This window comes from Streptococcus parasanguinis, assembly GCF_031582885.1.
Taxonomy (GTDB): domain Bacteria; phylum Bacillota; class Bacilli; order Lactobacillales; family Streptococcaceae; genus Streptococcus; species Streptococcus parasanguinis_M.
In genome coordinates, this window is the sequence record NZ_CP133988.1 from 436,197 (window position 1) to 454,962 (window position 18,766).

The following is an 18,766-nucleotide window of genomic DNA, read 5'->3' on the forward strand; positions in this document are numbered from 1 at the left end:
TTTATTTTCCAGTAAAGTATTTAACCGCTGATGCAAAGAGATGTTGATCTTTATTTCCTGGAATATTTTGGAAGAGACCGTTTTCGAAACGTTCTGAGTGACCCATCTTCCCAATAATTTGACCATTCTTACTTGTGATACCTTCAATCGCATTGACAGATCCATTAGGATTGTATTTTGAATCCATGCTTGGCTTCCCTTCGAAGTCAACATATTGGGTAAAGATTTGACCATTATCACGAAGCTCTGCGAATTCCTCAGCTGTCACGACAAATTTACCTTCACCGTGTGATACTGGGATGGCATGAATGTCACCAACTTTCACGCCGGCAAGCCATGGTGAGTTCGTGTTGGCAATCCGTGTTTCCACCATCTTAGCCACGTGTTGGTTGGCATCATTGTAGAAGAGAGTTGGACTCGTGCTACTTGCATCTTCAAAGTTACCGTATGGAAGAAGACCTGATTTGACAAGGGCTTGGAATCCGTTACAGATACCGATGATCAAACCACCACGTTCGATGAAGTGATCAATGGCTGCACGTACTTTTTCATTGAGCAAGATGTTCACGATGAATTTAGCGGATCCATCTGGTTCATCCGCTGCTGAGAAGCCACCTGCAAAGAAGATAATGTTAGCTTTTTCGATATTGTCAACCATAGTGTCAACAGACTTGACAATAGCTTCTTCATTCAGTGTGACAAATGGTACCAGGTTAACTTTTGCACCTTCTTTTTCAAAGGCCTTAGCTGAATCGTACTCAGAGTTAGTACCTGGGAATACTGGGATATAAACCACTGGTGTATCAACTGTTTCTTTAGCTTTGATCACAGCATCTGATGCCACAGCTGGTACTTCTTCCAACTCAGTTACCTGTGCAAATTCCGTTGGGTAAACTTCTTCCAATTTACCTTGGAAAGCACTGTCAAGTTTGTGTCCATCAAGCGTTACACCATTGACAGTAAGTGTAAAGTTAGCTACTGTTTGTCCGATCTTAGCAACACCTGTAATTTCTTCAGGCGATGCGAAGACGAATCCACCTAATTGGGCTGTCAAGCTAGTGTCAAGGTCATCTAATTCAACGTTTGCTCCGATATGGTTCCCAAATGTTGCAAGGGCAAGAGCTTCAACCACACCACCATATTTAACAGCTGATGCAGCTGTCACTTTGTGGTTAGCTTGGATGGCTTCAAATTGAGCAAAGTTAGACTTGATAAGATCGAAGTCAATTTCTTGTGCCAAAGCTTGACCAGGAATGTAGTAAATATTTTCACCAGCAGCTTTAAATTCTGGAGAAAGAACCTTACGGCTATCTGCAGTTGTGACCCCAAAAGCAACCAAGGTTGGTGGTACTGTCAATTCTTCAAAGGTACCAGACATCGAGTCTTTCCCACCGATAGATGGCAAACCAAGTTGAATCTGAGCTTCAATGGATCCAAGAAGAGCTGAGACTGGTTGACCAAAACGCTCTGCTTGTTTATCCATACGCTCGAAGTATTCCTGATAAGAGAAACGAGCCTTAGACCAGTTTGCACCAGCAGCAACCAAACGAGCTGTGGCTTCGATGACCGCATAAGCCGCACCATGATATGGAGACCATTCTGCTACATAAGGGTTGAATCCTTGCGCCATAACAGATGCAGTTGTTGTCACGCCATGTTGGACTGGCAATTTCTGTACAGAAGCTTCCGTTGGTGTGATTTGGTAGCGACCACCAAGTGGGTGATTAACTGTTGAACGACCAACTGAGCTATCAAAGATGGTTTGCAACCCTTTTTGACTGGCATGGTTAAGATCAGCCAAGACTTCAAGAGTATCAGCTTCAAGGGTTTCAGCAGATGTTTGACGTTCTTCTGGCAGCTTGACATCCTTGTCAACCACCTTAGCATCTACGACTACACGCACACCGTTTGTATCAAGGAAACGACGTTCCAAATCAACGATTGTTTCACCATTCCAGTGCATGACAAGATTTGGTTTTTCTGTTACTGTTGCAACGACAACAGCATCAATATTTTCTTTGTTACATTCAGCAACGAAGGCATCTACATCTTCTGGACGAACCACTACGGCCATACGTTCTTGAGATTCAGAGATAGCAATTTCTGTACCGTTCAAGCCTTGGTATTTCAATGGCACTTTGTCTAGATCAATTTCAAGACCATCTGCCAATTCACCGATAGCCACACAGACACCACCAGCACCAAAGTCATTTGATTTCTTGATTAGACGTGTCACATCCCCATTACGGAAAAGACGTTGAATCTTACGTTCTTCGATGGCATTCCCTTTTTGAACCTCAGCACCAGCTGTTTCAACAGATTCAACCGTTTGAACTTTAGAAGAACCTGTCGCACCACCAACACCGTCACGTCCAGTCTTACCACCGAGCAAGATAATCACGTCACCTGCTTCAGGTTTTTCACGGACCACATTTTCCTTAGGAGCCGCACCGACAACTGCACCTAGCTCCATACGCTTTGCAACGAAACCTGGGTGGAAGTATTCACGAACATAAGTTGTTGCAAGACCAATTTGGTTACCGTATGAAGAATAACCGTGAGCCGCTGTTTTAGAAATCACTTGTTGTGGCAATTTACCAGGACGAGTTTCAGCAATCGGAGCTGTAATATCACCAGCACCTGAGATACGCATGGCTTGGTAAACGTAGGAACGACCTGACAATGGGTCACGAATGGCACCACCGATACAAGTAGCTGCTCCACCAAATGGTTCGATCTCCGTTGGGTGGTTGTGCGTTTCGTTCTTGAACATGAGAAGCCATGGTTCTTTGACACCATTGACATCCACTTCAATTTCAACAGAGCAGGCATTGATTTCATCAGACACTTCCATGTCATCCAAACGACCATTAGCACGCTCATAACGGCCAAAAATAGTCGCCATATCCATCAAGGTTTGAGGTTTTTCTGTACGTCCCAACTCATCACGCATGGCAATATACTTGTCATAAGTCGCTTGCAATTGTTTTTCAAATTTAGAAGCTGAGAAGTCGATGTTTTTCAACTCAGTTTCGAAAGTTGTGTGACGGCAGTGGTCAGACCAATAAGTATCCAACACCTTCAACTCAGTCTCAGTTGGTACACGTCCAATAGATTTGAAGTAATCTTGGATGAAGAGAAGGTCATCCACTTCCATGGCCAATCCTTGCTCAGTCTTATACTTAGCAAAATCTTCTGCCGTATAAGTTTCAAAGAAATCTAAGCTTGGAATGGTCTTGTCAGACTCAGAGAAATCCTGTTTAGCTATACCAACAGTGATATCTTTGAAACGAGAATCCACTGGGTTCAAAAGGTAGTTTTTGACAGCTTCCAACTCATTCGCATCAATATCCTTGTTAACCAAGTAAAGTTGTGCTGTGTTCACTGTTACATCATTTGAACTACCAAGCAAAAGCAAAGCTTCTTGTGAAGATGCCGCACGTTGGTCAAATTGACCCGGCAAGCTTTCGATCGCAAAGAAAGCATATTTCTCAAGATCAGCCTGAACCGCAGCTTCGTCCAAAACAGTATCAGTCACTTGCTCAGAGAAGATATGTTTTTCCGCACGCGCAAACAAATCCTCTGCCAAGTTAAAGACATCGTAAACCTGAACAATACGAAGATCATTCAAGGTTTTCAACTGAAGATTATGCTGCAATTCTTTTACTAAAGAGTCCGATTTCACACGAAAATCAGCTTTTTTCTCAACGAAAATACGTTTATCCATTTTATTTCCTTTATTTCTATTCAAACATGTTATCGAAGACGAAGGTTTTCTATTTCAAAAAGATCACTTCAAACCTTGCAATTTTTCCAATACAACTTCATAAACATCTGTCAAGCTACCAAGACTACGACGGAGTGAAAAGGTCTAGTAGACCTTTTCAGCCTGAGTCCTTTTACTTGAAAGACGAAGGTTTTCCGTTTCAAAAAGATTACTTCAAGCCCTGTAATTTCTCCAACACAACCTGATATACATCCGTTAAACTGCCCAAATCTCTACGGAAAACATCCTTGTCCATATGGTGCCCTTCAGCATCCCAAAGGCGGCAGTTATCTGGAGAGAATTCATCTGCCAAGATAATCTTGCCATCCTTATCAAAACCAAATTCCAATTTGAAGTCAATCAAGCGAAGACCAATTTGTGCAAACCAATCTTTCAGTAATTCATTGATGCGACGTGTTTCTTCCTTGATATAAGCAATTTGTTCATCATTGGCAATATCCAAAAACTTCACATGCTCATCATTGATGAATGGATCGTCCAACTCATCGTTCTTGTAGTAAAATTCAACGATTGGAGTTTTCAAGTCCAAACCTTCTTCCACGCCAAAACGTTTAGAGAAAGAACCCGCAGTCACATTACGAAGAACCACCTCCAAAGGAATAATTTTTACTTTCTTGTTGAGTTGTTCGGTATCAGATATACGTTTTATAAAGTGCGTCGCAACACCCGCAGCATTCAATTTTTCAAAAATAAGAGACGAAATCTGATTATTTAGCACACCTTTTCCTTTAATCGTCTCCTTACGAGCACCATTAAGCATAGTGGCTTGGTCTTTATAGACCGACTTAATCACATGTTCGTCCTCAGTAGTGTAGATATCCTTAGCTTTTCCAGTATAAATCAGTTGATTGGTCATGACTTTGTTCGCCTTTCGTATTTTATCACCTTCATTCTATCACATACAAAGTGTATTTTCAATAAAATTCCGTACAATATAAGCAGAATCCGAATAAAAAGGACAGAAAAAAAGATCATCCAGAATAATATCTGAACGATCCCTTTTTCATTAGTGACCAGCAGTTCGTTTTTCGATATAGTAGACAACATCCCCTACTGTGTTAAATTCATCAATAGCCTTGTCCGGAATCTCAATTTGGTATTCATCCTCAAGATTGATAATAAATTCCATCAATTCAACAGAATCCGCCTGTAAATCCTTACGTAAGTCAGATTCCAAAGATACTTGAAAATCTGGTCCCTTGCGGTCTTTGAGAAATTCCTCAATAGTAGCTAAAATTTCGTTTTGTTTACTCATACATTACCCTTCCTTCGATAATTCCTTCACTGATTTTCCAACAACATCTGTCTCTAACATAGTCCGAATCTGACGAATCGTGCTATAGACAGCTTTGGCATCACTCGAACCATGCGTTTTAACAACAGGTGCTTGAAGACCAAACAAGACCGCTCCTCCAACATCTGAGAAATCCAAGGTTTGCTTCAATGATTTCAAACGGTCCTTGAGCAGAAAAGCTCCCAATTTCGCCTTCCAGTTTCCAGTGGCAATCGCTTGTTTCAATTGCTTCAAGATCCCAAAAGCCGTTCCTTCCATCGTTTTCAAGACAGCGTTTCCCGTGAAACCATCCGCCACAACGACATCAGCAACACCATCCATCAAGTCACGCGCTTCCACGTTCCCAACAAAATGAATCGACTCATCCTCAGATAACAGTTGGTAGGTTTCCTTGCGCAAAGGATCTCCCTTACTAGCTTCTGTCCCATTATTCAATAGACCCACGCGTGGTTTTTGAATTCCACGAACATTTTCAGCATAATAGGACCCCATCACAGCATACTGATGCAAGTGCTCTGGTGTATTTTCTGCATTGGCACCTAAGTCCAGCATGTCATACCCGCGACCATCAACCGTCGGAAGTGTGGACATCAATCCAGGGCGTTCCACCCCTTTGATACGGCCAACGATAAAGAAGCCTGCTGCCAATAAAGCACCTGTATTTCCTGCAGATAGCATGGCATCCACCTCACCAGCCTTCACATCCTTGGCAGCTAAGACCATCGAAGCCTGTTTTTTCCGACGAATGGCCCGCGTTGGCTCATCATCTGAATCGATTTTTTCTTCCGTATGCACAATCGATACACGTTCTGTTGCGGTTAAATAGTCTTTGATTTTTGCCTCATCGCCATATAAGACAATCTCAATATCATCAAAATCACGAATGGCTTGATTCACACCTTCTACCAAGGCTTGAGGTGCATTATCGCCCCCCATTGCATCTACTGCAATTTTTTTCATGTTTCACCTCCAGATGAATCTTTCATAATCGCTCCCCAATCACTCAAGGAATCGATAAACTTTTTAGCTTTTAAATGGATCCCTACATACTCCTCATACAACTGATCAATTGCCTGACGCAGAGCTGTTTTCATCTCCGCTTGTAGAGAAATCGTCTCTAACTCACTGAATCGCACTGCTTGAAACTGATCCAATAAATAGAGAACATTCGGATGCCAGTGGGCACGTCTCTCATCCCGATCATAATGATCCGGACAAAGGACCCCACTATACCGGAAGGAATAGTCAAAAGGAAGACCAACCCGATGGCAGAAACAGCATTCATGCAGGTTCAAGACAACCCCAAACCGTGATAGAAGCTGAATCTCAAAAATATTGGTTAAAACCTCATAATCCAGTCCCTCTTCCATCAAAGACAAGGTCTTTTCCAAAAAAGCAAACAGGGCCGGATCCACCTGATTATCCTGAATACTTGCATCCGCAAGCGCCAGAACATAGGTCGCATAAGAAAGGGCAAAAAGATCTGCATTGATTTTCTTATAAACCTGCACATCTTGAAAATCATCAATATAACTCAACCCATCATCATTGATTTTCAGCAACATATCCGCTGTTACCAATGGTTGTAACATGGGATTCAATCGTGATTTTCCCGCATGTTTCACAAAAAACATCCGCTTCCCTGACTTCTCCGTGAAGATCTTGACCAATTTATCATCCTCACGAAAATCCCGATTATACAGCACAATGCCCCGGGTCTCAATTGACTCCAGCATGTTCTTCCATATACTCCTTCAAGCGTTTCATTGCTTCCTTGATAACCTCCATGCTGGCTGCATACGACAAACGCACATAGCCTTCACCATATTGACCAAAAGCAGCACCAGGAATAAAAGCAACTGCTTTTTCACGCGCAAAATCCTGCAAGAAAGCAAAGGAATCCTGATTATAACCAGTTGGGATTTTAGCAAAAATATAAAAGGCACCATCTGGATTAATCATCTCAAACCCAAGCGCGGACATCTGTTCGATAATATAATCCCGACGCTTCACATATTCCTTCTTCATCGGCTCCGCATCATCTCGACCTTCCGTCAAAGCTTCGATCGCAGCATACTGGTTCATGGTTCCAGCAGCAGTAACCAAATACTGATGACTCTTGATGAGTTGGGCCGTCAATGCAGCAGGGGCAAAGATAAAACCAAGCCGCCAGCCTGTCATAGCATGAGACTTAGACAAGCCATTAATAACAATGGTCTGCTCAGGAATAAAGGAGGCCATAGAAACATGTGCCTCTCCAGTATAAGTCAACTCTGAATAGACTTCATCACAAATCACAAAGACTTCATATTTTTTTAAGACAGCAGCTAATTCCGCCATCTGTTCGCGCGAATAAGTGACACCCGTTGGATTAGCTGGATAATTGAGAATAACAGCCTTCAATTTTTCACCCTGCTCTAGAATGGCCTTTTCCAACTTTTCAGGAGTCAAGACAAAACGATCTGCTGTCGTATCAATTTCGACAATCTCCGCCCCAACCAAATTCACAATGGGTTCATAACCAGGGTAGGCCGGTGCTGGAAGAAGTACTACATCTCCAGGTTCCAAGATTGCTGTCAAGGTTGCAGATAGGGCTTCAGTCGCACCGATCGTCACCAATATCTCATCTTCAGGACGATAGTGAATACCATATTTATCCGCCACAAACTGACTCGCAGCCTCACGCAAAGCCAGCAAACCACTCATCCCAGTGTAATGGCTAAAATTCGCATCAATGGCAGCCTTTCCTGCTTCTTTTACATGTTCAGGAGTTGTAAAATCCGGTTCCCCCAAAGTCAAACGCAAGACACCAGGAATGGAAGAAATTGATTGATCGAACTGACGAATCAAAGAAACTTCGATCCGATTCAGATTTTTATTAAAACGTTTCGTTAAATCCATAGAACACCTCCAAAACACTTATATTCATTATACTATAAATAGGACCCCATCGCAAAAGAACAAGCCAGATCCCCATCTTTTGCTCACTATCAAAGGACATTTCAACAATCCTTCCATACAAAAAAGACTTAGCAATGCTAAGTCTTTCAAGTCATTATTGTTGACCACGTGTTGCCACATATGTCAATTGATCTGCATGTTTTGCCACAAAATCCTTCATTTCTGAATCAGGAATTTGACGAAGGTAGAGGTTTGAACGAATCGTTTCATCCTCTTCGCGACAAGTTGACAATACCAAGTATTTATCAGATGCTTTGATTTTAATATTTGGATTCTTAGTTTGACCATCTTCATAGACCTTCTTCAACTGAGTCGTAAAGTCTTTGTCGTCCTTAAAGCTAGTACGATAGAAAGCAGTTGTTTCAGGAACAATGACCAAGCACATAGCTTCATAATAATACTTGCGCTCAGGTGTCTCAATGACAACATACGGGTGTTGATCAAAGTAATCTTGTTTGTCATAGTAGTTGACATCGTTAAACATACGATGATCACCAACCTTACTACCACGAGCATGACCAAACAACCAGGTCAAACGGTCACTGAAATCTTTCTTATTATCTGTATCCATGAAGACAGTACCCAAATATGGTTGATAACCACCATCAAACGTTTTATCTAAGTAGGTTGCATTATCACCAGTTTGTACAACAGGTTCATCCAATTCAGTACCCGGTGCGTAGACATAAGCGATTGCTTCAGGGTTCACAGAAGTTAATTGGGCAAAACGATTCTTTAAGTAATCTTTTTCTTCTTGACTAGGTTCATACTTCACAGCTTGGGTAGAAGAACTACTTCCAGAAGTTCCAGTTTTCTTAGCCGTATTAGAGGCCTTTCCACCAAATGGATTGAAGAATAGGAATCCAACTACAACCACAACGACTGCCGCAAAGGCAGCAATTACGAAACCTAATTTATTTGACTTTTTTTCTCCAGCTCTTTTCATTCAATCGATCTCCTCAAAATGATTTTATCTAAAAAATAACACTGAGCCCAAGGACTCAGTGATATTTTTATGAGCTAATTAATTAGAAATTATTTAACTGCGCTAGTTTTTGGAAGTGATTTTTCACCAGCTTTTGCAGATGAAGCCATACCGTCTTTACCAGCTTTAGCTGCTTTAGCTGCTTCTGCTTTTTCTTCAGCTGCTTTAGCAGCTGCTTTAGCATCTGAAGATGCTGGACGCAATGAACCACTAATTGCAGTAGCGTAGAATCCGCTAGGAGTGTTAGCTCCAGCTTTAACCTGAACATCTACCAACCATTTAGTTCCATCATGTGGGTTTGTAACTTCGATTGTTTGAACACCTTCTTCAGTACGGAAAGTACCATGTTGGCTACCATTCCATAGGTCAAGACCTTGAGTGAAATATTCAGGTGCTGGAACAGCAGTTAATTCTTTAGATGTATCAGCAAATTTGTTTCCATCGTAGTTTGCAGTAGAAACATCACCTTTTTTATCAACTGGAGTACCTTTGCCGATAGATGGGTCAACTTGAGTAGCACCTGGGTGTTTTTCTGTGGCTGAAGATGCTGGTGCGGCTGGAGTTGCTTCACCTTTAAGTTCACTTAAAGTAGGTGTGTCTCCACCTTTTTCAGTTTTATAAACTGGACGTCCTGTAGTATCTGCTGCGAATGCTGGAGCTGCTGCTGCAAATACTGCAAGAGCTGCTACTGATGATAATAAAACTTTTTTCATTGTTTTATCTCCTTTTATAGTTTAAAAATATTCGTTACTTCGTAACTATGACTAGTATACTAGGATATATTTCTGTTGTCAAGAGTTTTTATCAATTTTTTTAAAAAAAATTAAGATTTCTTTCTATTTGATCCCTAAAATTATGAATTAGAGATATATTATACTCATCTATTAGAATTTTTCGGTTTTTGGACACTTTTACTCAATCGTTTCTCTATGAAATAGACAGAACTTCCCTGATTTTACCAGTTCCCTCTTCTTTTCCACTCCAATTATTTCCTATTTTACCGCACGATTTTTGGGTAGAGTCTTCTTCGGTATACTTGGATCCACCTTGTTTTCTAGTTTTTGAGCCGCTCGAATTAGTTCTTTTCGCTTCTTTTCTTTTTTTAGCGCTTGCCACCATTGTCTGATTCCCATTTGTATTTCCTCCTAAACAAAAGAGGCTGTTTTTCAGCCTCCTTATTGTTAACATTTTTTGGCATTTCCGATTTCAAACAGAGGTGAAAGAGGACGATTTTCATGAATGCGAACAATAGCCTCAGCAAGGAGTTTCGCAATCGAAATTTGCTCAATCTTATCAATCAAGCGATCTTCCGGTAGATAAATCGTATCCAATACCACCAACTTCTTAATGGCTGATTTTTGAATGTTGTCCATCGCTGGACCTGATAAAACTGGGTGCGTACAGCTTGCATAAACCTCTACAGCTCCTGCTTCAGCAAGGGCATCCGCCGCATGACAGATTGTACCAGCTGTATCAATCATATCATCAATCAAAATACAAGTTTGACCTTCAACACTCCCAATGATATTCATCACTTCACTCGTATTCATCTTATCGACACTCCGGCGTTTATCAATAATCGCAATCGGAGTCTTCAAAAATTCAGCCAATTTCCGAGCACGAGTCACACCACCATGGTCTGGACTGACAACAACATAGTCTTTTCCAATCATCCCACGACGTTCAAAATAGTCGGCGATCAAAGGCGCACCCATCAAGTGGTCAACAGGAATATCAAAGAAGCCTTGAATTTGAGCAGCGTGCAAATCAATTGTCAAGAGACGATCAACTCCAGCAACCTCAAGCATATTAGCTACCAACTTAGAAGTGATTGGTTCACGAGCCCGAGCTTTCCGGTCTTGACGAGCATAGCCGTAATACGGCATCACCACATTAATAGATTGCGCACTAGCTCGTTTCAAGGCATCTACCATAATCAAAATTTCCATAAGATTATCATTAACCGGTGAGCTAGTGGATTGCAAAATATAAACATCTTTCCCACGGATTGATTCTTCAATATTAACCTGAATTTCTCCATCAGAAAATTGACGAACCGTTGACTTTCCAAGCGGTAGTCCCATTTCGCGAGACACACGTTGAGCCAATTCTTGATTTGACGACAAAGCAAAGAGCATTAAATCAGAAAATGACATGATTTCCTCCAGTAAAATCTAAAAACCATATTGTACAGTCAGCACAAATTTCTCCTGTAAACATTTTATCGCTTTTTAAGCAAATATTCAAATATTAATTTATGGAAAATACAAAATCCAGCTCTACCGACAATCTTTCACAAAAAGAAGCAGAACAAATGTTCTGCTTCTTTTTAATTCTTAGTTTGGATAGATATAAGTAACAGTACCTTGAGCTGTTGTTGGGTTAAACCAACCACGGTAGTTACCAATACTACGGATACCGTTATAGTTAGACTCAGAGACTTGGATGCTTGTTGTAGATTGAACAGCTGTAACAACTGCTACGTGTCCATATCCACCATCATTCCAACATGCAATGGCACCAACTTGTGGTTGAGATCCTGTACGGAATCCTGCTGCTGCTGCACTTGCTGCCCATTGTCCACCATTACCCCAGTAATCACCTGCCCATGGAGCCAATGTCTTCGCACCCCATGTACACTCACCAACTGGATAAGATGATGCAGATGTACTATAAGTTGGACGAGAAGTAGTTGCTACTGGTGCTGCCACTGCTTGAGTTTGAACAGCAGGTTGAGCTGCTGCTTGAGTTTGTGCAGCCGCTGGTGTTGCAGCAGGTGTTTGAGCCGCTGCCTGAACTTGTGCTTGAAGGGTAGTATTTGCAGAAGCTTTCACAGCTGCTTGTTGTTCCTTTTGTTTTGCACGGTAAGCTGCTTCAGCTGCTGCCGCTGCCGCTGCTGCTTTTTCAGCTTCAGCTTTTTGTTGCAACAAAGCGTTCTTTTCATTTTCAGCAGATGATTTTTCAGCAGCCAAGTTCAATTGTGCTACTTTCAACTCAGCTTCTTTTGTTGACAAAGCTTGCGCATCATCTTCTAATTGCTGTTTGTTTGCAATGACAGTATTGATAGCATCGTTGTTTTCTTTTTGTTTTTGTGCAATCTCTTCTTTATCACGTTTTTGCTCTTGCAACATTTTGTTGTTAGCATCTGCAATTTCGTTCATAGCAGAAATACGTGAGATAGCTTCTGTCAAAGATCCAGAGCTAACAATCGCATTAATATAGCTTGTTGCAGTCCCAGTTGTTTGAGCACTACGTGCTTGATTTGCAAGTGATTCTTGACGAGCAACAATATTTTTTGACAACTCATCAATCTCAGCTGACAATCGTTCAGATTCTTCATTCAAACGGTCATTTTCAGCTTGAAGATTTTCTTGTTGTTTTTTAATTTCAGATACTTGACCTTGAATTTGATCTACCTGAGCTTGTGCACTTTGTTGTTGTTGATTAATACTATTGATTTTGTTATCTTGAGCAGCAATCTTATCATCTGTTGAGTCAGCTGATACACCAGCTACAACAGCACCTTGTGATAAAGCAACTGTACTCAATAAGATTGTGGCAAATAATTTTTTCTTCATTAGATAAATTTTCCCTTTCTAATAAGACACTAACTAGTATAACAAATTTTTTAAAAATTTATATTACGCTATTGTTACATTTTTATTTCGAGTTTATAAATAAATCTTTTCAAGTAATGGCTGTAATACTATTAATAGAAGTACATTCAAAATTAAACTTGGGGAAATTTGGTAAATAATTAATGTAATCCAGTTAAATTTTATACCAATAAAAAGAATCAAAAGAAGGTTTGTTAAAATCTGAAATAATAGAATCGTTAATAAAAATGTAAAAAAACGAGTCAATCGATTGACCAAAATAATCTGATTACACCGATAAAAAATCACCTGTAGTAAAGGAAATACTAGGAAGGCAATTCCTAGGGTGTGTAAAAAATACACATCAAAACAAAAACCAAAGAAGACTCCCCACCAAATACTAGCTATCTCAGAGAAATAGAGACTTAACAACATAAAACCATATAGAAATAAAAATGAAGTAGGTTCAAAGGAGTTTGGACAAAAACGAGAAATAAGAAAAGAGATCTGTCCGTCAACAAATAAAGATAAGAATAAGATTAAAGGGAAAAAATGGTACTTACGTATGACTTTCACACTATTCTCCAATCAATAGTACATAACGATTGACATCTAAATTAGCCTTTGGTTTCACACGAATTTCTTGCCCTAACTGATCAGATGCCTTTTGAGTAGAAGTCACTGTACCAAGAGGTAAGTCACTACTCTTATATTTTCCTAAACCACTTGTTGAAACCAGAGATCCTTTTTTAATTTCAACTGGATCTCCAATTTGCAACAACCGAAACTCACCTGTCTTCTCGTCATAACCATTTAATAAAGCAAAAATAGATTGACCTTGACTCTCAATTTTAAACGTCAGGTGTTGTGAAGAAATAGTATCTTCGACTAATAGTTTCACTTTGCTAGAATTTTTCTCTATACTTTCTACCACACCAATGACGCCACCAGACGAAAGAACAAACATAGAATCAGAAATTCCATCTGAACTACCTTTATCAATAACAAATTCCTGATCCCACGAACCATAATTACGGTCAATAATCTCACTAACGACTTGTTTAGAACCCGATACAGAATTCTTGATTGACATCAAATCCTGTAATTCTCTATTTTCTGATTCCAAACGGTTAAGTTTTGACTGGTCAATATCCTTTTGATAAAGACGTGATTTTAACGAACGGTTTTCTTCATTTAATTCAGATAAATTCTTTAAATCCTTTGCCTTAGATTCCACAACAACAAATGGTACCGATACTGCCTTATCAACAATAGCTAATATATCAGAAGATTTTAAAACAATAGAAGTTCTAACAGATGGAAAAAGAAATAAAATTCCTGAAACAGTTAAAACAAACACAAAACTAAAAATTTTAAAGAATCGATTCAAGAACATAGACAAAACCTTCAAAAATATAAAAAATAGTTTGAGATGACATCTCAAACTTGGAAATTATACGGAGAATGGGGGATTCGAACCCCCGCGCCGGTTACCCGACCTAACGATTTAGCAAACCGTCCTCTTCAGCCTCTTGAGTAATTCTCCAAAATGGGCACGAGTGGACTCGAACCACCGACCTCACGCTTATCAGGCGTGCGCTCTAACCACCTGAGCTACGCGCCCAAGTTAAAAACTTGGTAAAGAACCTATGTTCAAAGCGGGTGACGAGAATCGAACTCGCGACAACAGCTTGGAAGGCTGTAGTTTTACCACTAAACTACACCCGCTTATTATTAAAAGAAATGGCGCGAGACGGAATCGAACCGCCGACACATGGAGCTTCAATCCATTGCTCTACCAACTGAGCTACCGAGCCAAATTGCGGGAGCAGGATTTGAACCTACGACCTTCGGGTTATGAGCCCGACGAGCTACCGAGCTGCTCCATCCCGCGTTAATATTAAGGAGGATGTGGGATTCGAACCCACGCACGCTTTTACACGCCTGACGGTTTTCAAGACCGTTCCCTTCAGCCGGACTTGGGTAATCCTCCAAGATAACAATGGACCTTGTAGGACTTGAACCTACGACCACTCGGTTATGAGCCGAGAGCTCTAACCAGCTGAGCTAAAGGTCCAACAAGATCAACAATATAGCGGCGAAGGGGATCGAACCCCCGACCTCCCGGGTATGAACCGGACGCTCTAGCCAGCTGAGCTACACCGCCATAATATCGGGAAGACAGGATTCGAACCTGCGACACCTTGGTCCCAAACCAAGTACTCTACCAAGCTGAGCTACTTCCCGATCTAAAGCTACCGCTTTATGCACCCTAGAGGAGTCGAACCTCTAACCGCCTGATTCGTAGTCAGGTACTCTATCCAGTTGAGCTAAGGGTGCTTCTTTCAACCTTTGTCTATGCCGAGGACCGGAATCGAACCGGTACGATCGTTACCAATCGCAGGATTTTAAGTCCTGTGCGTCTGCCAGTTCCGCCACCCCGGCCTCCTCAAGCGAACGACGGGATTCGAACCCGCGACCCCCACCTTGGCAAGGTGGTGTTCTACCACTGAACTACGTTCGCATTGCTTTCTTTATATAAAAAAATGCCGGCTACATGACTTGAACACGCGACCCTCTGATTACAAATCAGATGCTCTACCAACTGAGCTAAGCCGGCTCATTATTATTCTCTTATGCGGGTTAAGGGACTTGAACCCCCACGCCGTAAAGCGCCAGATCCTAAATCTGGTGCGTCTGCCAATTCCGCCAAACCCGCAAAATATGACCCGTACTGGGCTCGAACCAGTGACCCATTGATTAAAAGTCAATTGCTCTACCAACTGAGCTAACGAGTCTTAAAATAATTTTCATTATCTTAACGGTCCCGACGGGAATCGAACCCGCGATCTTCGCCGTGACAGGGCGACGTGATAACCGCTACACTACGGGACCTATGGGAGTTAACGGGATCGAACCGCTGACCCTCTGCTTGTAAGGCAGATGCTCTCCCAGCTGAGCTAAACTCCCAAATGAGCCTAGTATCTACTAGGCTCAATCTCTTGCTAAGCGACTACCTTATCTCACAGGGGGCAACCCCCAACTACTTCCGGCGTTCTAGGGCTTAACTGCTGTGTTCGGCATGGGTACAGGTGTATCTCCTAGGCTATCGTCACTTAACTCTGAATGATTAAACATTCAAAATTGAACATCTATATTCTAACAAGTTAACCTTACGTTGTCAATATCTTTTGACTCTTTGGATAAGTCCTCGAGCTATTAGTATTAGTCCGCTCCATTGCTCACACAACTTCCACTCCTAACCTATCTACCTGATCTTCTCTCAGGGCTCTTACTGATATAAAATCATGGGAAATCTCATCTTGAGGTGGGTTTCACACTTAGATGCTTTCAGCGTTTATCCCTTCCCTACATAGCTACCCAGCGATGCCTCTGGCGAGACAACTGGTACACCAGCGGTAAGTCCACTCTGGTCCTCTCGTACTAGGAGCAGATCCTCTCAAATTTCCTACGCCCGCGACGGATAGGGACCGAACTGTCTCACGACGTTCTGAACCCAGCTCGCGTGCCGCTTTAATGGGCGAACAGCCCAACCCTTGGGACCGACTACAGCCCCAGGATGCGACGAGCCGACATCGAGGTGCCAAACCTCCCCGTCGATGTGAACTCTTGGGGGAGATAAGCCTGTTATCCCCAGGGTAGCTTTTATCCGTTGAGCGATGGCCCTTCCATACGGAACCACCGGATCACTAAGCCCGACTTTCGTCCCTGCTCGAGTTGTAGCTCTCGCAGTCAAGCTCCCTTATACCTTTACACTCTGCGAATGATTTCCAACCATTCTGAGGGAACCTTTGGGCGCCTCCGTTACCTTTTAGGAGGCGACCGCCCCAGTCAAACTGCCCGTCAGACACTGTCTCCGTAGATGATGAACCTACCGGGTTAGAGTGGCCATAACACAAGGGTAGTATCCCAACAACGCCTCCATCGAAACTGGCGTCCCGATCTCTATGGCTCCTACCTATCCTGTACATGTGGCACAGACACTCAATATCAAACTGCAGTAAAGCTCCATGGGGTCTTTCCGTCCTGTCGCGGGTAACCTGCATCTTCACAGGTACTAAAATTTCACCGAGTCTCTCGTTGAGACAGTGCCCAAATCATTACGCCTTTCGTGCGGGTCGGAACTTACCCGACAAGGAATTTCGCTACCTTAGGACCGTTATAGTTACGGCCGCCGTTTACTGGGGCTTCAATTCATACCTTCGCGTTACCGCTAAGCACTCCTCTTAACCTTCCAGCACCGGGCAGGCGTCACCCCCTATACATCATCTTACGATTTAGCAGAGAGCTGTGTTTTTGATAAACAGTTGCTTGGGCCTATTCACTGCGGCTGACTGAAAGCCAGCACCCCTTCTCCCGAAGTTACGGGGTCATTTTGCCGAGTTCCTTAACGAGAGTTCTCTCGCTCACCTGAGGCTACTCGCCTCGACTACCTGTGTCGGTTTGCGGTACGGGTAGAGTATGATTAACGCTAGAAGCTTTTCTTGGCAGTGTGACGTCACTAACTTCGCTACTAAACTTCGCTCCCCATCACAGCTCAATGTTATAGAATTAAGCATTTAACTCAATTCACACCTCACTGCTTAGACGTGCACTTCCAGTCGCACGCTTTAGTTAGCCTACTGCGTCCCTCCTTCACTACATACTCTAGTACAGGAATATCAACCTGTTGTCCATCGGATACACCTTTCGGTCTCTCCTTAGGTCCCGACTAACCCAGGGCGGACGAGCCTTCCCCTGGAAACCTTAGTCTTACGGTGGACAGGATTCTCACCTGTCTTTCGCTACTCATACCGGCATTCTCACTTCTATGCGTTCCAGCACTCCTCACGGTACACCTTCTCCACACATAGAACGCTCTCCTACCATACCTATAAAGGTATCCACAGCTTCGGTAAATTGTTTTAGCCCCGGTACATTTTCGGCGCAGGGTCACTCGACTAGTGAGCTATTACGCACTCTTTGAATGAATAGCTGCTTCTAAGCTAACATCCTAGTTGTCTGTGCAACCCCACATCCTTTTCCACTTAACAATTATTTTGGGACCTTAGCTGGTGGTCTGGGCTGTTTCCCTTTCGACTACGGATCTTAGCACTCGCAGTCTGACTGCCGACCATAATTCATTGGCATTCGGAGTTTATCTGAGATTGGTAATCCGGGATGGACCCCTCACCCAAACAGTGCTCTACCTCCAAGAATCTTAATGTCGACGCTAGCCCTAAAGCTATTTCGGAGAGAACCAGCTATCTCCAAGTTCGTTTAGAATTTCTCCGCTACCCACAAGTCATCCAAGCACTTTTCAACGTGCCCTGGTTCGGTCCTCCAGTGAGTTTTACCTCACCTTCAACCTGCTCATGGGTAGGTCACATGGTTTCGGGTCTACGACATAATACTAATGCGCCCTATTCAGACTCGGTTTCCCTACGGCTCCGTCTCTTCAACTTAACCTCGCATCATATCGTAACTCGCCGGTTCATTCTACAAAAGGCACGCTCTCACCCATTAACGGGCTCGAACTTGTTGTAGGCACACGGTTTCAGGTTCTATTTCACTCCCCTCCCGGGGTGCTTTTCACCTTTCCCTCACGGTACTGGTTCACTATCGGTCACTAGAGAGTATTTAGGGTTGGGAGATGGTCCTCCCAGATTCCGACGGGATTTCTCGTGTCCCGCCGTACTCAGGATACTGCTAGGTATAAAGACTATTTCGAATACGAGGCTCTTACTCTCTTTGGCTGACCTTCCCATGTCATTCTTCTATAATCTTTAAGTCCATATTGCAGTCCTACAACCCCGAAGAGTAAACTCTTCGGTTTGCCCTCCTGCCGTTTCGCTCGCCGCTACTCAGGCAATCGCTTTTGCTTTCTCTTCCTGCAGCTACTTAGATGTTTCAGTTCACTGCGTCTTCCTCTACCTATCCTTAACAGATAGGAGTACTAGCCATTAGCTAGTGGGTTCCCCCATTCGGACATCTCTGGATCGTCGCTTACTTACAGCTCCCCAAAGCATTTCGTCGTTTGTCACGTCCTTCTTCGGCTTCTAGTGCCAAGGCATCCACCGTGCGCCCTTATTAACTTAACCTTATTTTTGGTCTTGCGACCTAAACTCTTTAAATATTTACAG

13 protein-coding genes, 17 tRNA genes and 2 rRNA genes are annotated in these 18,766 nt (G+C 42.6%); all 32 read right to left on the reverse strand.

Features of this window, described 5'->3' with window-relative positions; all coding sequences use genetic code 11:
* Nucleotide 1: 1 nt before the first annotated feature.
* Nucleotides 2-3,727: a phosphoribosylformylglycinamidine synthase gene (locus RDV49_RS02190; protein ID WP_003009287.1), complete on the reverse strand. Its 3,726-nt coding sequence runs from the start codon at nucleotides 3,725-3,727 to the stop codon at nucleotides 2-4.
* A 208-nt stretch (nucleotides 3,728-3,935) separates the two neighbouring features.
* Nucleotides 3,936-4,643: a phosphoribosylaminoimidazolesuccinocarboxamide synthase gene (gene purC, locus RDV49_RS02195; protein WP_003009285.1), complete on the reverse strand. Its 708-nt coding sequence runs from the start codon at nucleotides 4,641-4,643 to the stop codon at nucleotides 3,936-3,938.
* A gap of 150 nt (nucleotides 4,644-4,793) precedes the next feature.
* Nucleotides 4,794-5,042: an acyl carrier protein gene (locus RDV49_RS02200; protein ID WP_003009283.1), complete on the reverse strand. Its 249-nt coding sequence runs from the start codon at nucleotides 5,040-5,042 to the stop codon at nucleotides 4,794-4,796.
* A gap of 3 nt (nucleotides 5,043-5,045) precedes the next feature.
* A complete protein-coding gene (gene plsX, locus RDV49_RS02205; RefSeq protein ID WP_003009280.1) occupies nucleotides 5,046-6,041 on the reverse strand; it encodes a phosphate acyltransferase PlsX in 996 nt (331 codons plus the stop codon).
* Nucleotides 6,038-6,817: a DNA repair protein RecO gene (gene recO / locus RDV49_RS02210; RefSeq protein ID WP_003009278.1), complete on the reverse strand. Its 780-nt coding sequence runs from the start codon at nucleotides 6,815-6,817 to the stop codon at nucleotides 6,038-6,040. Before recO ends, plsX begins: the two co-directional genes overlap by 4 nt.
* Nucleotides 6,801-7,982 carry a pyridoxal phosphate-dependent aminotransferase gene (locus tag RDV49_RS02215; RefSeq protein WP_003009276.1) on the reverse strand — a complete coding sequence of 394 codons (1,182 nt, stop codon included), beginning with the start codon at nucleotides 7,980-7,982 and terminating at the stop codon, nucleotides 6,801-6,803. The genes recO and RDV49_RS02215 overlap by 17 nt, the downstream gene beginning before the upstream one ends.
* A 154-nt stretch (nucleotides 7,983-8,136) precedes the next feature.
* Nucleotides 8,137-8,988 carry a class B sortase, LPKTxAVK-specific gene (gene srtB, locus RDV49_RS02220; RefSeq protein ID WP_003009275.1) on the reverse strand — a complete coding sequence of 284 codons (852 nt, stop codon included), beginning with the start codon at nucleotides 8,986-8,988 and terminating at the stop codon, nucleotides 8,137-8,139.
* 89 nt (nucleotides 8,989-9,077) lie between these two features.
* Nucleotides 9,078-9,740 (reverse strand): LPKTxAVK-anchored surface protein, encoded by a 663-nt coding sequence (locus RDV49_RS02225; protein ID WP_003009273.1) that lies wholly within the window; start codon nucleotides 9,738-9,740, stop codon nucleotides 9,078-9,080.
* Between the two features lie 279 nt (nucleotides 9,741-10,019).
* The gene (locus RDV49_RS02230) at nucleotides 10,020-10,160 is read right to left on the reverse strand and encodes a hypothetical protein (RefSeq protein WP_176745968.1); all 141 of its coding nucleotides are present in this window, start codon (nucleotides 10,158-10,160) and stop codon (nucleotides 10,020-10,022) included.
* Between the two features lie 48 nt (nucleotides 10,161-10,208).
* Nucleotides 10,209-11,183, reverse strand: coding sequence for a ribose-phosphate diphosphokinase (locus RDV49_RS02235; RefSeq protein WP_003009270.1), 975 nt, complete (start codon nucleotides 11,181-11,183; stop codon nucleotides 10,209-10,211).
* A gap of 180 nt (nucleotides 11,184-11,363) precedes the next feature.
* Complete coding sequence (gene pcsB / locus RDV49_RS02240; protein WP_003009268.1) at nucleotides 11,364-12,605, reverse strand: peptidoglycan hydrolase PcsB; 1,242 nt, start codon at nucleotides 12,603-12,605, stop codon at nucleotides 11,364-11,366.
* A 93-nt stretch (nucleotides 12,606-12,698) separates the two neighbouring features.
* A complete protein-coding gene (mreD, locus tag RDV49_RS02245; protein WP_037608210.1) occupies nucleotides 12,699-13,199 on the reverse strand; it encodes a rod shape-determining protein MreD in 501 nt (166 codons plus the stop codon).
* 1 nt (nucleotide 13,200) lies between these two features.
* Nucleotides 13,201-14,019, reverse strand: coding sequence for a rod shape-determining protein MreC (mreC, locus tag RDV49_RS02250; protein WP_003009264.1), 819 nt, complete (start codon nucleotides 14,017-14,019; stop codon nucleotides 13,201-13,203).
* A 62-nt stretch (nucleotides 14,020-14,081) separates the two neighbouring features.
* Nucleotides 14,082-14,169, reverse strand: a tRNA-Ser gene (locus tag RDV49_RS02255).
* Between the two features lie 4 nt (nucleotides 14,170-14,173).
* Nucleotides 14,174-14,247 (reverse strand) — tRNA-Ile (locus tag RDV49_RS02260).
* Nucleotides 14,248-14,280: 33 nt separating this feature from the next.
* A tRNA-Gly gene (locus RDV49_RS02265) sits at nucleotides 14,281-14,351 on the reverse strand.
* Between the two features lie 16 nt (nucleotides 14,352-14,367).
* Nucleotides 14,368-14,440 (reverse strand) — tRNA-Phe (locus RDV49_RS02270).
* A gap of 3 nt (nucleotides 14,441-14,443) precedes the next feature.
* Nucleotides 14,444-14,517, reverse strand: a tRNA-Met gene (locus RDV49_RS02275).
* A gap of 9 nt (nucleotides 14,518-14,526) precedes the next feature.
* Nucleotides 14,527-14,616 (reverse strand) — tRNA-Ser (locus tag RDV49_RS02280).
* 10 nt (nucleotides 14,617-14,626) lie between these two features.
* Nucleotides 14,627-14,700 (reverse strand) — tRNA-Ile (locus tag RDV49_RS02285).
* Nucleotides 14,701-14,716: 16 nt separating this feature from the next.
* Nucleotides 14,717-14,790 (reverse strand) — tRNA-Met (locus RDV49_RS02290).
* 6 nt (nucleotides 14,791-14,796) lie between these two features.
* Nucleotides 14,797-14,870, reverse strand: a tRNA-Pro gene (locus tag RDV49_RS02295).
* A gap of 19 nt (nucleotides 14,871-14,889) precedes the next feature.
* Nucleotides 14,890-14,963: transfer RNA gene (locus RDV49_RS02300), tRNA-Arg, on the reverse strand.
* Nucleotides 14,964-14,982: 19 nt separating this feature from the next.
* Nucleotides 14,983-15,068 (reverse strand) — tRNA-Leu (locus tag RDV49_RS02305).
* A 7-nt stretch (nucleotides 15,069-15,075) separates the two neighbouring features.
* Nucleotides 15,076-15,147, reverse strand: a tRNA-Gly gene (locus RDV49_RS02310).
* A gap of 23 nt (nucleotides 15,148-15,170) precedes the next feature.
* Nucleotides 15,171-15,243, reverse strand: a tRNA-Thr gene (locus tag RDV49_RS02315).
* Between the two features lie 17 nt (nucleotides 15,244-15,260).
* Nucleotides 15,261-15,342 (reverse strand) — tRNA-Leu (locus RDV49_RS02320).
* 6 nt (nucleotides 15,343-15,348) lie between these two features.
* Nucleotides 15,349-15,421 (reverse strand) — tRNA-Lys (locus tag RDV49_RS02325).
* A gap of 24 nt (nucleotides 15,422-15,445) precedes the next feature.
* Nucleotides 15,446-15,518 (reverse strand) — tRNA-Asp (locus RDV49_RS02330).
* Between the two features lie 2 nt (nucleotides 15,519-15,520).
* Nucleotides 15,521-15,593, reverse strand: a tRNA-Val gene (locus RDV49_RS02335).
* Nucleotides 15,594-15,627: 34 nt separating this feature from the next.
* Nucleotides 15,628-15,743: ribosomal RNA gene (gene rrf, locus RDV49_RS02340) — 5S ribosomal RNA — on the reverse strand.
* Between the two features lie 79 nt (nucleotides 15,744-15,822).
* Nucleotides 15,823-18,724 (reverse strand): 23S ribosomal RNA (locus RDV49_RS02345).
* Nucleotides 18,725-18,766: the final 42 nt, after the last annotated feature.

Excerpts from the sequence above, each read along its gene's own strand:
- srtB (WP_003009275.1), bottom strand. The coding sequence starts at position 8,988 with ATGAAAAGAGCTGGAGAAAAAAAGTCAAATAAATTAGGTTTCGTAATT.
- RDV49_RS02215 (WP_003009276.1), bottom strand. The coding sequence starts at position 7,982 with ATGGATTTAACGAAACGTTTTAATAAAAATCTGAATCGGATCGAAGTT.
- RDV49_RS02235 (WP_003009270.1), bottom strand. The coding sequence starts at position 11,183 with ATGTCATTTTCTGATTTAATGCTCTTTGCTTTGTCGTCAAATCAAGAA.
- RDV49_RS02230 (WP_176745968.1), bottom strand. The coding sequence starts at position 10,160 with ATGGGAATCAGACAATGGTGGCAAGCGCTAAAAAAAGAAAAGAAGCGA.
- recO (WP_003009278.1), bottom strand. The coding sequence starts at position 6,817 with ATGCTGGAGTCAATTGAGACCCGGGGCATTGTGCTGTATAATCGGGAT.
- mreC (WP_003009264.1), bottom strand. The coding sequence starts at position 14,019 with ATGTTCTTGAATCGATTCTTTAAAATTTTTAGTTTTGTGTTTGTTTTA.
- RDV49_RS02190 (WP_003009287.1), bottom strand. The coding sequence starts at position 3,727 with ATGGATAAACGTATTTTCGTTGAGAAAAAAGCTGATTTTCGTGTGAAA.
- purC (WP_003009285.1), bottom strand. The coding sequence starts at position 4,643 with ATGACCAATCAACTGATTTATACTGGAAAAGCTAAGGATATCTACACT.
- plsX (WP_003009280.1), bottom strand. The coding sequence starts at position 6,041 with ATGAAAAAAATTGCAGTAGATGCAATGGGGGGCGATAATGCACCTCAA.
- pcsB (WP_003009268.1), bottom strand. The coding sequence starts at position 12,605 with ATGAAGAAAAAATTATTTGCCACAATCTTATTGAGTACAGTTGCTTTA.
- RDV49_RS02225 (WP_003009273.1), bottom strand. The coding sequence starts at position 9,740 with ATGAAAAAAGTTTTATTATCATCAGTAGCAGCTCTTGCAGTATTTGCA.
- RDV49_RS02200 (WP_003009283.1), bottom strand. The coding sequence starts at position 5,042 with ATGAGTAAACAAAACGAAATTTTAGCTACTATTGAGGAATTTCTCAAA.